Here is a 14,225-nt window from a genome sequence, read left to right as displayed (position 1 = left end):
ACAAACTTAACACCGCGGCCGCAGGGCCGGTGGATGGGCCGGCGGGAAAATGGGGGCGGCGCCGTCGTCGTGTGCTTGACTCGTTTCCCGCCTTCCGCATATCCTGAACGAACGGTCGGTAATTATTTATCGGAAATGCATAGGAGCAACCATGGCATCGCAGACCCTGCAGTCAGTGCCCGCCGAGCCATCGCCGGCACGGCACGAGGCCAGGCACGAAATGAGCCCCGAGGACGCGGCCCGCTACGACGCCGAGGGCCAGGCCTACTTCGACAAGGTCATGGCGGACGATTCCCGGATCGAGCCCCGCGACTGGATGCCCCCGGCGTACCGCAAAACCCTGCTCCGCCAGATCTCCCAGCACGCCCACTCGGAGATCATCGGCATGCAGCCGGAAGCCAACTGGATCTCGCGTGCGCCGAGCCTGAAGCGCAAGGCCATCCTGATGGCGAAGGTCCAGGACGAGGCCGGCCACGGCCTCTACCTCTACTCCGCCGCCGAGACCCTGGGCCAGCCGCGCGACCAGATGATGCAGGACCTGATGGCCGGCAAGGCCAAGTACTCGTCCATCTTCAACTACCCGGCCCGGACCTGGGCCGACATGGGTGCCATCGGCTGGATGGTCGACGGCGCCGCTATCGCCAACCAGGTGCCGCTCTGCCGCGCCTCGTTCGGTCCCTACGGCCGCGCCATGGTCCGCGTGTGCAAGGAAGAGTCCTTCCATCAGCGGCAGGGCTTCGAGATCCTGCTTGAACTCTCGCACGGTACCCCCGAGCAGAAGCAGATGGCCCAGGACGCCGTGAACCGCTGGTACGCCCCCGCCCTGATGATGTTCGGTCCGCCGGACGACGATTCCCCCAACTCCAAGCAGTCCATGGCCTGGAACATCAAGCGCTTCAGCAACGACGAGCTCCGCAACCGCTTTGTCGGCATGATGATGGAGCAGGTCAAGGTCCTGGACCTCACTCTGCCGGACAAGGACATCCGCTTCAACGAGGAAACCCGGAAGTGGGAGCACGGGCCCCTGGACTGGGACGAGTTCCATGAAGTCCTGGCCGGCCGCGGCCCGTGCAACGCCCAGCGCCTGGAACGGCGCCGCGACGCACACCAGAACGGCGCCTGGGTGCGCGAAGCCGCTGCCGCCTACGCGGAAAAGCAGGCAAAGAAGCTCGCAGAAAAGGAAACCGCAGCATGAGCCCCAACGTGGCCCCCACCCCCGAACCGCACGCAGGCAACGTCTGGCCCATCTGGGAAGTCTTTGTCCGCTCCAGCCGCGGGCTCTCCCACGTCCACGCCGGATCGCTGCACGCCCCGGATGCCGCCATGGCCCTGCGCAACGCCCGCGATCTCTACACCCGCCGCAACGAGGGTGTCTCCATCTGGGTTGTCCCCGCGGATGCCATCGCCTCCAGCGACCCGGACGCCAAGGGCGCCTTCTTCGAGTCGCCGCAGGGCAAGGACTACCGGCACGCGACGTACTACACCAAGAGCGAGGGCGTGAAGCACCTGTGAGCACCCCAGAGACCACCACCGAGACGGACCACGACGGCGGCCACGGCAACATTTCCGTCGGCGTCGCCGGGGCGGGCGCCGGGGGCGACGGCACGGCCAGTGCCACCCGCATCACCCCGGGCAACGCCCTTCGGCCGGAGGACATCGCCCTGGCCGTCAGCCGGGGGACCGCCAAGCCCAGCGCGGACGCCGCCGAGCTCGCCCTGCGCCTGGGCGATGACGCCCTGATCCTGGCCCAGCGGCTGGCCCACTGGATTTCCCGTGCCCCTGAGCTTGAGGAAGACATCGCCCTGGGCAACATCGCACTGGACCAGCTGGGCCACGCCCGGTCGTTCCTGAGCTACGCCGGGGGACTGGACGGCCGGAGCGAGGACGATCTCGCCTACTTCCGCCGCGAACACGAGTTCCGTTCGGTGGAACTCTTCGAACAGCCCAACGGTGACTTCGCGGTCACCATCGCACGGCAGTTCGTCGTCAGCTACTACCAGTTCGAGCTTTACCGCCGGCTGGCCGAGTCCACCGACGCCACCCTCGCCGGGATCGCGGCGAAGGCCGTCAAGGAAGTGGATTACCACCGCGACCACAGCGCCCAGTGGGTGCTGCGCCTCGCGCTCGGGACGGAGGAATCCCGCGAGCGGATGATCCACGGCTTCAAGGTCATCTGGCCGTATGTGGAGGAGCTCTTCCGCGACGACGAGCTCACGGCCCGCCTCAGTGAGTCCGGCGTGTCCGTCCAGCCCTCCAGCCTGCGCGCCGACTTCGACCGGCTCACCGCGGAGGTCCTGGCCGAGGCCGAACTCGACGTTCCGCAGGTCCAGCCGGCCCCCGGCGGTGGACGCCGCGGCCTCCACTCCGAGCACTTGGGTTACCTCCTCGCGGAGATGCAGGTCCTGGCCCGTGAATTCCCCGGAGCGAGCTGGTAACCATGCCGGACATGTACGTCAGCCACCCCACGGCCGATTCCACGGTCCGCCGGGAACAGACTGCTGAGCAGAAGGCCTGGGAGCTCGCCGCCACGGTGTGCGACCCGGAGATCCCGGTCCTCACCATCGCGGATCTCGGGATCCTCCGCGGCGTCACTGTGACGAAGGAGCCCAGCGCGGACGACGGCGGTATGGTCCCCGGTGTGCGGATCACCATCACGCCCACCTACTCGGGTTGCCCGGCTATGGATGCCATCCGCGACGACCTCACCAGTGCCTTCAACCGGGCCGGCTATCCGCGCGTCGACGTCGACCTGGTGCTTTCCCCGGCCTGGACCACGGACTGGATGAGCGCGGAAGGCAAGGCCAAGCTGCAGGAGTACGGAATTGCGCCGCCCTCCGGCCGCTCGGCCGCAGGCGGACACTCCGGGCCGGTCCGGCTCTCTCTCGCCGTGAAGTGCCCGCAGTGCTCGTCGCTGCACACCAAGGAACTCACCCGCTTCGGTTCCACCTCCTGCAAGGCGCTTTACGTCTGCCAGGAGTGCAAGGAACCGTTCGACTATTTCAAAGTTTTGTAAGGAACAGGTGCTCCCATGACTGTTGTCCGCCAGACCGCCGCCGAGCAGGCCACGGCAACCGGCCGCCGTCGTGCGTCCTTCCACGCCCTCGCCGTGGACGAGGTCCGCCGCCTCACCGACGACGCCATCGAGGTCACCTTCGGCGTCCCGCCCGAACTGGCGGGACAGTTCGACTACCTCCCGGGACAGTACGTCGCGCTGCGCACCACGCTGCCGGACGAGCAGGGCGAACCGCACGAGGTGCGCCGCAGCTACTCCATTTGCGCCGAGCCGCGCAGCTTCGCGGACGGCAGCAGCGAGATCCGCGTGGCCATCAAAAAGGACCTCGGCGGGATGTTCTCGACCTGGGCCAACGCCGAGCTCAAAGCCGGCGACGTCCTGGACGTGATGAGCCCGATGGGTGCCTTTGTGTCCAAGCACGGCCGTGACGGCAAGCCGGTCGAACAAAACGTGATGAACTCGATGAACCATCCGGAGGAGCTGGCCGGCGAGCCCGGGAACTTCGTGGCCATCGCGGCGGGATCCGGCATCACCCCCGTCATCGCCATTGCCCGGACGCTGCTCGCGGCGCACCCGGACACGCGCTTCGACCTGGTCTACGCCAACAAGGCCGCGATGGACGTGATGTTCCTCGAGGAACTGGCCGACCTCAAGGACAAGTACCCGGCCAGGCTGGCGCTGCACCACGTACTGTCCCGCGAACAGCGGATCGCCCCGCTGCTGAGCGGCCGGATCGACTCCGAGAAGCTGCAGACACTGCTCGGCACCGCCATCCACGCGGACGACGTCGACGAATGGTTCCTCTGCGGGCCCTTCGAGCTGGTGCAACTGTGCCGCGACACCCTCGCGGCCCGCGGCGTCAAGCCGGAGCATGTCCGTTTCGAGCTGTTCACCTCCGGCAAACCGGACCGTCCCGAAGGCAACATCGGCCGTCCCGTGATCGCCGACGAGTCCAAAGAAACGTACAAGATCACGTTCAAACTCGACGGCCTGCAGGGGGAGGTGGCCAGCCCCACGCACGCCCGTGAATCGATCCTGAACGCGGCCCTGCGGGTCAGGCCGGACGTCCCCTTCGCCTGTGCCGGCGGGGTGTGCGGCACCTGCCGCGCCAAGGTGGTCACCGGAACCGTCACGATGGACGAGAACTACGCGCTTGAGCAGGATGAGCTGGACAAGGGCTACGTCCTGACCTGCCAGTCCCACCCGACCACCCCGGAAGTCACTGTCGACTTCGACGTCTAGCCTTCCGCCGCCTTTTTTCAAACCCTAGGAGCCGCATGATTTCCCTGACCGTCGCCGACGGCATCGCCGAAGTTGTTCTGGACGCCCCGCAGAAGCTGAACTCGCTGGACGAGCAGGCGTTGAAGGATTTGGCACAGGCGTACGACGACGCCGCCGCGGCCGCCGCTCGCGGCGAGGTCCGGGCGCTGTTGCTCCGCGGTGAGGGCCGCGCGTTCTGCGCGGGCAGGGACATCGCCGGGGTGACTCCGGCGAACGACGACGTCCAGGGCTACCTGGGCGGCCTGGTGCAGCCGCTGCTGCAGAAGATGAGCTCCTTCCCCGCACCGACGTTCGCCGCGGCCCACGGTGCCTGCCTGGGCGTGGGGCTCGGGCTCCTGCTCGCCACGGACGTGGTGTACGTCGCGGACAACGCCAAGTTCGGGTCCCCGTTCGCCAAGCTCGGGGCCACCCTGGATTCCGGCGGGCACTGGTACTTCACGGAACGTTTGGGGATGCACCGGACCCTGGACCTGATCTACACCGCCGAGCTCATGAGCGGCACCGAGGCTGTGGCGCAGGGGCTGTTCAGCCGGGCCATGCCCGCGGACCAGCTGCTTGAGACCACCCGCGGCATCGTCGCCAATGTGGCCAGCGGCGCCACCGGGGCGTTCAACGCCAGCAAGGAACTGGTGGCGCACATCCGCGACCAGCGGCTGGGCCTCTGGGCGTCCATGGAGGAGGAGAACGCGGAGCAGGCGCGGCTCTGCAAGAGTGAGGACTACGCCGAGGGTTTCCTGGCCTTCCAGGAGAAGCGCAGCCCGGTCTTCAAGGGCTGACCGCAGCGCGGCGGGCTTCCCCCTCCGTGGCGGCCTACCCGGTGCTTACGTAGGAACTACCGTCGCCGTTCGCTGGGTGCCCGAAGAGCTGGGTAGCATTGGTCGGTTGCTACTTGAACTTGGGGGATTGGGTGCGTTCGAAATCGCTGCAGTACATGCCTGCGCTTGACGGTCTGCGGGCGGTGGCGGTCGGCATGGTATTCACGGTGCACGCGCTACCGTCGCTGAGGTTCCCCGGAGGTCTGGGCGTTGACGTATTCTTCGTCATCAGCGGTTTTCTCATCACACGGATCCTGCTGAAGGAATACCGGCGGGATGGCCGCATCGACCTGAAGGCGTTCTACCTCAAGCGGGCTTTGCGGCTTTACCCGGCGCTGCTCGTTGCCTGTCTTGCCTTCGTGGTCTTCTTCGTGGCGTTGCGGCACGCGCTGCCGGTGGCTCTGCTGAAAGTTACGGGAGTCGCTCTCGCCTACATATCCAACATTTGGATGACGGTGACCGGTACGTTTATTGGTCATTTGTCCCATACGTGGTCGCTTGCCATGGAGGAACAGTTCTATCTGGTGTGGCCGATCCTGCTGCTAGTGGTGATTCGTTTCCGTCGGCCCGAAATTATCGTCGCGCTCCTCGCCATGGGGGGGCTGGTCGCTTGGACGCTCGCCGGGGCAGACCAGCCTTATAACCCCTTGTTGAAGGCAGGTGGCCTGTTGGTCGGCTGTCTTGTGGGGTTCCTGGTTGAGAGACGTCCGTGGCAGAGTCCGGTCCTTGCCTACCTTGCCGTGGCGGTGTTCGTGGCGTGCGCGTACCTGGAGTCGATCGGTGCGCTCAAGCGTGAGTGGACGCTGCCAATCGTCAGTCTTACCGTTCCGTTCCTGATCGTGCATCTGGCTTTCGGGCAGGGCCTGTTGGTGCGCTTCCTGTCATCGCGCCTCCTGGTTCACCTGGGAATGCTGAGCTACGGTCTGTACGTCTGGCACTACATGGTGCTTTCGGCCCTGGGAATGGTCGGTTTCACGAACGGCCTCAAGATGACTCTGATCGCCGTCGTCATCACCTATGCAGGAGCTTGGCTGAGCTTCAGGTTCGTTGAGAGTCCGGTCCTGAAAATGAAAGACAAAATCGGAGTGAAGCCCCCCGCGCCCGTTCCGGCCGCGCTCTAGGCCATCTTCACGCTCACGCCACGCGGGTTCGCGGTGGATGCGCCTCCGCCGGAGAGGGCGGTGACGTGGGCTGTTACGAAGGAGGCCGATCCGCTGGCTTTTGCCGACACGGCCACGCCGGTGGTGCCGGAGGGGGAAAACGCCAGGCTGACTCCGCCCTGGGCCACGTCAGCCACCGGGGTGAAGTACTGCGGTGCCCCGTTCTCCGGCCGGACGTAACGGACGTAGCGGACGTATACCGTTCCCGTCGCGTTCCGGCCGACCACCTTGACCTCGACTTCAAACGAGCTGTAATTGCTGGTCGAGGCAATGGTCGCCAGCGGAGTGACGGTCCCGACGGCCAGGTCGAATGACTTGGACGCGTAGTCTTGCTTCCGGCCGCCGGTTCCCTCGACGTACGAGTTACGTCCCTGGCTGGCACTGCTGAGCAGGGTGGTCGAGTCGATGGCGCCCAGGGTGCAAGCAAAGAACTGGTGGTTCGACATGGATGAATCGGCCGGTGACCCGCTGAATCCCCACCCGGTGGTCTGCTCAACCCGAAGCCCCGTGAACGAGCACCGGGTGTTCGTGGCGTCGACGTCGAACCCGTGAGCCCCGGGCTGCCCGCCCATTCCCAAAACCCGCCACTTGATGCCCTCGAGCATCAGCGACGAGCAGTTGCGCGCATACACTCCGCCGCCGCCGAGCTGGACCCCGAAGACGTTGCGGACAATAACCGTGTTGCAGTTGTTTAGTTCCAGGCCGTTGGCGGAGTTCTTGGTGGTGGTGTCACCCATGATGTCGAGGCCGTCAATGGTCGAATTATTGACGTACGTGAGGGAATAGACGACGGCGGCAACTTCCGCTGACTTGTTGTCGCGGACGGTCAGTTTCTCGTGTGCGCTCGAGCTGGTTCCGGTGGCACGCAGATGCGTGCCCGCACCGTTGGAGTCGAAGTAGTTGCCGGCAATGAGCATGTGCCGGACTTTCGCGGTGGTGGTGACATCGACGGCGACTGAGCCCGTCCCGTGAAAGCGGCAGTTTTCAATAGTGGTGCCTCGGTTCCCGTTGCCGGCGCCGGCGCCGCTATGGAACGGGGTCAGACCATCGATAACCACCGCACGGGCACAGCCTGAAAACAGTGACCGAACGACGGCGGCATTGCGGCCGCGGACGAGAACGCCCACGGAGCACCGCTGGAGTGTGGCGCCGACGATGGCGCAGTCGACATCGGCGTTCGTGGAACCGTACAGATCGAGGCCCGTCACCGTTGGCGCCCCGGCAACGCCGCCGCTGTCACCAATGATGGCCATGTCCTGGAAGACGAACCCGGCATGCTTGATAACAATGACCGCTATGTTCGCAGCGGAGGGACGGAGGGACACGGCATACCCGTCCCGGGGCTGGCCCAGGAAACGGATGTTCGGCTGGACCACGGTCAGGCTGGCACTGGTTTTGTACCAGGCACCCGAGCCGGTTCCCGGAAAATACACGGTGGACCCGGGGGACGCAGCATCAACGGCGGCCTGAATGGCTGCGGTGTCATCCGCAATTCCGTCACCCTTCGCCCCGAAATCCCGGACGTTGAACATCAGCTGGCCTGCCGGTAGCGCAGCCGGGACAGCCAGCCGGGCGGACGGCACGGTGGACGCTCCCAACGCGGCAGGTAAGAGGGCTCCACCGCCAAGAAATAAGCCGAACCGGCGTCGATCAAACTCTGCACCTGTAGAACCACCAGAATGAGGTTTCATGACCATCTCCGAGAGTTGGCTAATAGACTCATCCTGCGCGCCGCGACCTTGGGAAAACCTTGGGAAATCTTGCGCGATGGCCCTGTGTTTGTTTGTGGTTGCGGCTGTCCCGCCGGGCATGCGGAGTTTTGCCCAATCCCGACCTCCCGGAGGGCGTCATGCCTGTCAAGAGGGCATGCGCCATTCGGCTAGGATTGAGCTCTTGTGAATTCTATTTGGGGGAGTGGGCGACTGTGACTGAGTCGTATGAAGATGCTGGTAATTCTGGGACGCGCGGGCCTGAAAATTCACGCCACCTGTCGAAGAAGAAATCCAGGCGCCCCCTGCTCATAGTCGCACTCTCCGTGTTGGCCGTCCTGGTGCTCGCCGGGGCTGCGGTCGGCATTTACGGCTACAACCTTGCCAGTAATTTCAACAACAACACGCAGAAGATCGAATCGGCGTTCCCCGATGACAGCACCCGGCCTGCGGCGTCGCAAGGCAAAGACGGCAAGCCGGCCCCGGTGAACATCCTGCTGATGGGCAGCGACGCCCGCAGCGCCTCGCTCGAAGCGTCCAAGGACGGACAGGCGAGCGACCAGCGCTCGGACACCCTGATGCTGCTTCACATTCCGGCAGACCGGAAAAACATCTACGTGATGTCCGTGATGCGTGATACCTGGATCAACATTCCGGGCAAAGGCGAAGCCAAGATCAACGCTGCGCTGCCCACAGGCGGCGTGCCTCTGGTGGTCCAGACCCTTGAAGGCCTCTTCGGTGTCCGCATCGACCACGTCGCGGGCATGGACTTCGCCGGCTTCGAGGCGCTGACGGACGCACTGGGCGGCGTCGAAATCACCGTGCCGTATGAATTCAAGTCTTTCCACATGCCCGGAAAAACCTTCAGCCAGGGCAAGCAGCTCATGGACGGGGCAACGGCTCTGGCGTATGTCCGGGAACGGTACGCCTTCCCCGACGGCGACTACCAGCGGGTCAAGAACCAGCAGGCGTTCCTCAAGGCCGTTATGTCCAAGATGCTGACGGCGGGCACCCTGTCCAACCCGGTCACCATCAATGACATCGTGACCAAATTCTCGCCGTACGTCAGCGTGGACAAGTCCCTGGACGCCGGAGCCGTCGCCGCCCTCGGCGTGCAGCTCAAGGACGTCCGGACGTCGAACGTCACCATGTTCACTCTCCCCAACTTGGGAGTAGGCACGTCCGCTGACGGCCAGTCCATTGTTGTTCCGGATTTCGATGAAATCAAAAAGGTTTCCGACGCATTGAAGTCCGACACCATGGACGCCTACGTTCAGGCGTCCAAACACACAAAGTAGGGCGGACGCCTCACCATGGTGGCGGCCCGGATGACTTACTCCGGGAGCCGACTACTAGGCGGTGTATTCTGCACTAGTGCCCGCGCGGACTCTTCGCATTCCAACGCGCCGGCATCAATCAGCACAAAAAGGGGTAGCACATTGTTTGGGGGAAGTTGCCGAGCCACTGTCAGTGGCATGCACAACCGCTGCAAGGCGGGTGAATTCTGACGCATGGAAACGTTAGCGACAGTCGATGTTCCGGCCGCTGAAATTCCGACCCGCGACCGGGTAACCAACGTCCTGAAAAGGCATATCCGTTGGCTCCGGGTAACGGACTTCGCCGTCGTGGTGGCGGCCGTGATGCTTGCCCAGACGGCTAAGTTTGGGCCACCCAATGAATCCGTCAAGGGATCCAGTTTTCATTTCAGCTATGAATTCCTCTCGGTGGTCCTCGCACTGGCGTGGTGCCTGTGCCTGGTCGCCTACAAGACCGCAGACGCCAAAGTCCTTGGGCTGGGGGCCGACGAATACCGGCGCACCCTGGCCGCCACACTTCGCGTTTTCGGGTCCGTGGCCATCATCGCCATGGTGTTCCAGATCGATATTGCGCGCAGCTACCTGGCGTTGTCCTTCCCCGTAGGGGCACTGGGCCTTGTGGCAAGCCGGTGGTTCTGGCGTAAATGGCTGACAAAACAACGGCGCAAGGGCGAGAAGTCCTCCCGCGTGCTGGTGGTCGGCGCCCACGATGACATCACCCGGGTGGTTCGCAGGTTGGACCAGCTCCCCGAGGCCGGGTACCGGGTAGTGGGTGTAGCACTCCTTGACGGGCCGGCGTCAGGATCGCTGAACGTGGCAGGCCACGTGGTCGACGTCGTCGGGCCTCCGGAGACGATTGTCAGCGCCGTCCTCCGCGCCCGCGCGGACGCCGTCGTCGTTGCCGGCCAGACGAAGCAGCGCTTCGAGTACCTCCGGGACCTCGGCTGGGCGCTGGAGGAAATCCGCGCCGAACTGATCGTTGCCTCCGAGCTCACCAACATCGCCGGCCCGCGCATCCACGTCCGCCCGGTGGAGGGACTGCCGCTGGTCCACGTGGAACTGCCCGATTATGAGGGCGCGAAGCTCTTTGTAAAACGAACAGCTGACTTCCTGGTGTCCGCCATCGGCTTCATCGCACTTCTTCCGGTCTTCATCGCCGTGGCCATCGCCATCAAGCTGGACAGCAAGGGGCCGGTGTTCTTCCGCCAGGAACGGATCGGCCTGCGCGGCAAACCCTTCGGGATGTGGAAATTCCGCTCCATGGCGGCCAACGCGCAGGACAACCTGGACAGCGTGCTCGACGCCGAGGACGGGTTCCGGGTCTTTTACAAAGCAAAGAAGGACCCGCGGGTCACCCGGCTCGGCCGCATCCTGCGCCGCTACTCGATCGACGAATTGCCGCAGCTGATCAATGTCCTCGCCGGCGACATGGCACTGGTGGGACCGCGGCCGCAAATCCAGCGGGAGGTTGATCTCTACGACAACCACCTGACCCGACGGCTGTACGTGAAGCCCGGGATCACCGGACTCTGGCAGGTCAGCGGCCGCAATAACCTCAGCCCTGACGACAGTGCACGGCTGGACCTCTATTACGTGGAGAACTGGTCCCTGACCACTGACATGCGGATTCTTGCCCGCACCCTCCGCGCTGTCTATGCCAGCGAAGGTGCTTATTAATGTTGTATCGAAGGGTTAGGCGCTAGGTGGCGGCACGTACTATCCAGGCGCAGGCCGCCCCGGCCGCCGGCCGTAAGTTACTGGGGCAAGGCAGCGTCTACGCCGTCGCGACCGTGGCGCCCATCCTGGTGACTCTCGGACTCACCCCGGTGCTGACCCGTCTCCTGGGACCGTTTGAGTACGGCCTCGTGGGCGTCTCCATCACGCTCTACCAGCTCGGAGCCGTGCTCCTGGGCCTCGGGTTTCCCGCCGCAATCACCCGCCACGCCATCGTGGAGAAGTCGGGCCTGGCCGGGGCGCGCGGTATCGCGGCGGCCAGCGCCCTCCTCGCCGTCCTGCTGGCGGCCGTCCTGATTGGCGCGGCACCGTTGTGGTCGCCGCTGATGATGCCCGAAGGCCACCACGGCCTGGTGGTCTGGCCGGTGGTGTCCGCAGTCGGCCTGACGGCGCTCACCGCCAGCCAGTCCATGTTCCGGGCCGCCGAAAATGTCCGCGCATTTACTGCCTTCGCAGCGCTCTCCGCCGTGGCGCCCCTGGGACTCGGCCTGCTGTCCGTCTGGCAAAGCGACGCCACAGCCGCGAACTACCTGCCGTTCGTTGCGGCCGGACACCTGGCCGTCGGCGCACTGTCCATGCTCTGGGCCTGCCGCGGTTCGAAGCTGAGAATCACACTGCACGAGACCGTTGCCGCGTTCCGGGTGGGGCTGCCCACCGTGCCGCACCAGGTTGCGAGTTCGTTGCTGCTGGTGGTCCTGGTGGCCGTCACGGTGGCATCCTCCGGGGTGGCCGCAGCCGGCGGCCTCCAGCTGGCCATTACCTTGGGCTCGACGCCGATGGTGCTGCTGGCCGCGGTCAACAACGCCTGGGCACCTATGATTTACCGGAGTCCGGACGCGCAACGAACCGCGCTACTGGGCAGCACGTTCCGGACGGTAGCGCTCCTTGTGCTCCTGCTCCTGGCCGGATTCGCGGTGCTGGGGCCGCCGGTGATCCACTTGGTGGGCGGTCCCGTGGCCGACCAGCCCGGGGTGGTCCAAAGCGCCATGATGGTAGCGGCGGCGACCGTGGCCATGACCGGGTACCTGGTCAACACGCATCTGGTTTTCCTGAGCGGACGAACCGGGCTCCTGGCGGTCACCACGCCCCTGGCAGCGGCGGCCGCCGTGGCCCTGGCCGCAATGGTTGCCGCGCAGCCGGGCAGCGCGCTGTGGGCTGTGGCTGCCGCCGTACCGGCTTTCCACCTCTGCCAGTCGATGTGGAGTATTTGGCTGCGCCGCCGAACAGGGCTGCCGATGGCGCCCACGCTCGGCGGGGTTTTGACCTTGTCCCTGGGCCTTCCGCCGCTTGCGGTGAGCGCCGTTACGGGTGACATTGTGCTGACCTTGGCGTTCTCAGTTGCTGCCTTCGCTCTGGCTTTGTTGCTCAACCGGCGGCATCTCGCCGCGCACGTGAGGACCTCCGGTGCCGCTTAAACAACCTGGTGTCATTTGCCTTGCCGTTTACCGGCCCGATCCCGGCCTGCTGCGGGTGCAACTGGAATCGATCGCTGCGCAGACCCTGACGGACTGGACCTGCATCATCGGCATCGACGGGCGTGACCCGGACGCGGCCCGGGAGGTCCGCGACATTGTCGGCTCGGACGCCCGCTTTGTGGTCCACGAATACCCTGACCGGCTCGGCTTTTACCGTAACTTCGAGCGCGTCCTGGCGGAGGCAAACCCTGACGCCGGCTGGGTCGCCCTGGCGGACCAGGATGACCTTTGGTACCCGCGCAAGCTGGAGATCATGGTGCCGTTACTGGAATCGCACGCCCTGGTGGCAGGCCAGGCGAGAATTGTCGATCTGCGTGCCGGCGACGCTGCCGCGCCGGACGCCGTCACGGTCCGCGTGATGCACGGGCTGGGACCGTTGCTCCTCGACAACTGCATTACCGGGAGCCTGAGTGTCCTGCGGACCCCCCTTCTCCGGGTGGCGCTGCCGTTCCCGGAACCCACCGACGCCGCGTATCACGACCACTGGCTCGCGCTTTGCGCCGACGTCGACGGCGGCATCAAGATCCTGCCCGACGTCGTCCAGGACTACCAGCAGCACGCCGCGAACGTCATCGGAGAAGAACTCGGCCGGTCCGTGACCAGCCGCATTTCCAAGCTCCGGGGCGCGGCGGCGGGAGGGCTGGGCCGCCAGTTGGATTACCTCAGCCAGCATCGCTTCGGCTGGCGTGCCAGGATGTGCCGGACGGTCCTGGAACGGGCAGCCGTGCCGGAAAATAAGCTCCCGATCATCAACGCTTTTGCATCCCCGACCGGCAGCTTCGAGCTTGCTAAGATCATCGTTCGTGCCGTCGTTGCACACCACTCACCTCCCGCGCGCTCATTGGCCATTCTGGCTGGCAGCATCTGGGCGGGGCGTACTAGGAGGACCCTCACATGACCGCATCCAACTGGACCATCATCACGGTCAGCTACAACAGTTCGGCTGACCTTCAACAGTGGTGGGCCGCCGAAACGCCCAAGCCCTACCGCTGGATCGTGGTGGATAACGGATCGACAGACGACTCCGTCGCGGTGGCCCGTGGCCTCGGCGCCGAAGTCATCGCCCAGGCAGAAAACCTCGGCTTCGCCACCGCCAACAACGCCGCACTAGCGCTTGTCGAGACCCCCTACGTAGCCTTCGTCAACCCGGATGTGTCCGTGAACGCGGCCGACCTGCCCCGCCTGGCGGAGATGAGCAGGACGCACGGCGCCGTCGTCGCGCCGCAGCTGGTCAACCCCGACGGTTCCCTGCAGCCCAACGGCAGGGGCCTGCCGTTCCTGATGGACAAATTCGCCCACCGCGGGCTCTCCCTTCCCGGTGCAGATGCCGAGGCGTACCTGCCGTCAACCTCCCCGGCGCCCACCTACGTTGCCTGGGCCATGGGGGCAGCGGTCTGCGGTTCAACGGAGTACTTCAAATCTACCGGCGGCTGGGATCAGCGGTTCTTCCTCTATTACGAAGACCACGCCATGGGTCTGGATGCCTGGCAGAACAATGCGCCGGTCATCGTGGATCCGACGTGCCGGTGGGTCCACGGCTGGCGCCGCGAGACGCACGGCGTGAGGTTCATGCCCTGGGTGCGGGAAGTCGCATCCGCCGCGAGGTTCTACCGGAGGCATCCCCTGTTGCTGCTGCCCGTGCGGCGGCCGGCCCAACGCCGTTACGCGGCGATCATTGAGCGTTCCGGCCAGCCGGTTGGGGCCGGCAAATGAGCGCCCCGC

The 14,225-nt window shown here is 65.3% G+C and carries 13 protein-coding genes; 12 read left to right on the top strand and 1 reads right to left on the bottom strand.

The features are described 5' to 3' along the window. Positions 1-151: 151 nt before the first annotated feature. The 7 genes from paaA (at position 152) to AC1DHY_RS03365 (ending at position 6,230) form a co-directional block, all read left to right on the top strand. Positions 152-1,195 (top strand): 1,2-phenylacetyl-CoA epoxidase subunit PaaA, encoded by a 1,044-nt coding sequence (paaA, locus tag AC1DHY_RS03395; RefSeq protein ID WP_476878613.1) that lies wholly within the window; start codon positions 152-154, stop codon positions 1,193-1,195. Further along, entirely contained in the window at positions 1,192-1,512 is a 321-nt protein-coding gene (gene paaB, locus AC1DHY_RS03390; protein ID WP_476878612.1) for a 1,2-phenylacetyl-CoA epoxidase subunit PaaB, read from the top strand. Before paaA ends, paaB begins: the two co-directional genes overlap by 4 nt. Then, positions 1,509-2,435, top strand: a complete 927-nt coding sequence (gene paaC / locus AC1DHY_RS03385) for a 1,2-phenylacetyl-CoA epoxidase subunit PaaC (protein ID WP_476878611.1) — start codon at positions 1,509-1,511, stop codon at positions 2,433-2,435. The genes paaB and paaC overlap by 4 nt, the downstream gene beginning before the upstream one ends. Positions 2,436-2,437: 2 nt before the next feature. Then, entirely contained in the window at positions 2,438-3,013 is a 576-nt protein-coding gene (gene paaD, locus AC1DHY_RS03380; protein ID WP_476878610.1) for a 1,2-phenylacetyl-CoA epoxidase subunit PaaD, read from the top strand. Positions 3,014-3,028: 15 nt separating this feature from the next. Next, positions 3,029-4,255 carry a 1,2-phenylacetyl-CoA epoxidase subunit PaaE gene (gene paaE / locus AC1DHY_RS03375; protein ID WP_476878609.1) on the top strand — a complete coding sequence of 409 codons (1,227 nt, stop codon included), beginning with the start codon at positions 3,029-3,031 and terminating at the stop codon, positions 4,253-4,255. A gap of 35 nt (positions 4,256-4,290) precedes the next feature. Continuing rightward, positions 4,291-5,070 (top strand): enoyl-CoA hydratase/isomerase family protein, encoded by a 780-nt coding sequence (locus tag AC1DHY_RS03370; protein ID WP_476878608.1) that lies wholly within the window; start codon positions 4,291-4,293, stop codon positions 5,068-5,070. Positions 5,071-5,201: 131 nt separating this feature from the next. Beyond that, entirely contained in the window at positions 5,202-6,230 is a 1,029-nt protein-coding gene (locus AC1DHY_RS03365; protein ID WP_476878607.1) for an acyltransferase family protein, read from the top strand. Here AC1DHY_RS03365 and AC1DHY_RS03360 read toward each other — a convergent pair. Then, a complete protein-coding gene (locus AC1DHY_RS03360) occupies positions 6,227-7,852 on the bottom strand; it encodes a glycosyl hydrolase family 28-related protein (protein ID WP_476878606.1) in 1,626 nt (541 codons plus the stop codon). The two genes, AC1DHY_RS03365 and AC1DHY_RS03360, sit on opposite strands and share 4 nt — an antisense overlap. A gap of 452 nt (positions 7,853-8,304) precedes the next feature. Between AC1DHY_RS03360 and AC1DHY_RS03355 the strand changes: the two genes are divergently transcribed. The 5 genes from AC1DHY_RS03355 to AC1DHY_RS03335 all read left to right on the top strand — a co-directional run bounded on the left by AC1DHY_RS03355 (position 8,305) and on the right by AC1DHY_RS03335 (position 14,216). Continuing rightward, the gene (locus tag AC1DHY_RS03355) at positions 8,305-9,276 is read left to right on the top strand and encodes an LCP family protein (protein ID WP_476903150.1); all 972 of its coding nucleotides are present in this window, start codon (positions 8,305-8,307) and stop codon (positions 9,274-9,276) included. 213 nt (positions 9,277-9,489) lie between these two features. Further along, positions 9,490-10,971: a sugar transferase gene (locus AC1DHY_RS03350; protein WP_476879692.1), complete on the top strand. Its 1,482-nt coding sequence runs from the start codon at positions 9,490-9,492 to the stop codon at positions 10,969-10,971. Positions 10,972-10,997: 26 nt separating this feature from the next. Beyond that, positions 10,998-12,443, top strand: a complete 1,446-nt coding sequence (locus tag AC1DHY_RS03345; protein WP_476903149.1) for a lipopolysaccharide biosynthesis protein — start codon at positions 10,998-11,000, stop codon at positions 12,441-12,443. Continuing rightward, positions 12,433-13,401 (top strand): glycosyltransferase, encoded by a 969-nt coding sequence (locus AC1DHY_RS03340; protein WP_476879690.1) that lies wholly within the window; start codon positions 12,433-12,435, stop codon positions 13,399-13,401. Before AC1DHY_RS03345 ends, AC1DHY_RS03340 begins: the two co-directional genes overlap by 11 nt. Then, positions 13,398-14,216: a glycosyltransferase family 2 protein gene (locus tag AC1DHY_RS03335; protein ID WP_476879689.1), complete on the top strand. Its 819-nt coding sequence runs from the start codon at positions 13,398-13,400 to the stop codon at positions 14,214-14,216. The genes AC1DHY_RS03340 and AC1DHY_RS03335 overlap by 4 nt, the downstream gene beginning before the upstream one ends. Positions 14,217-14,225 lie beyond the last annotated feature (9 nt).

It is taken from the genome of Arthrobacter sp. 05L44 (genome assembly GCF_056397605.1).
This window is presented reverse-complemented; position numbering and strand designations above follow the sequence as displayed.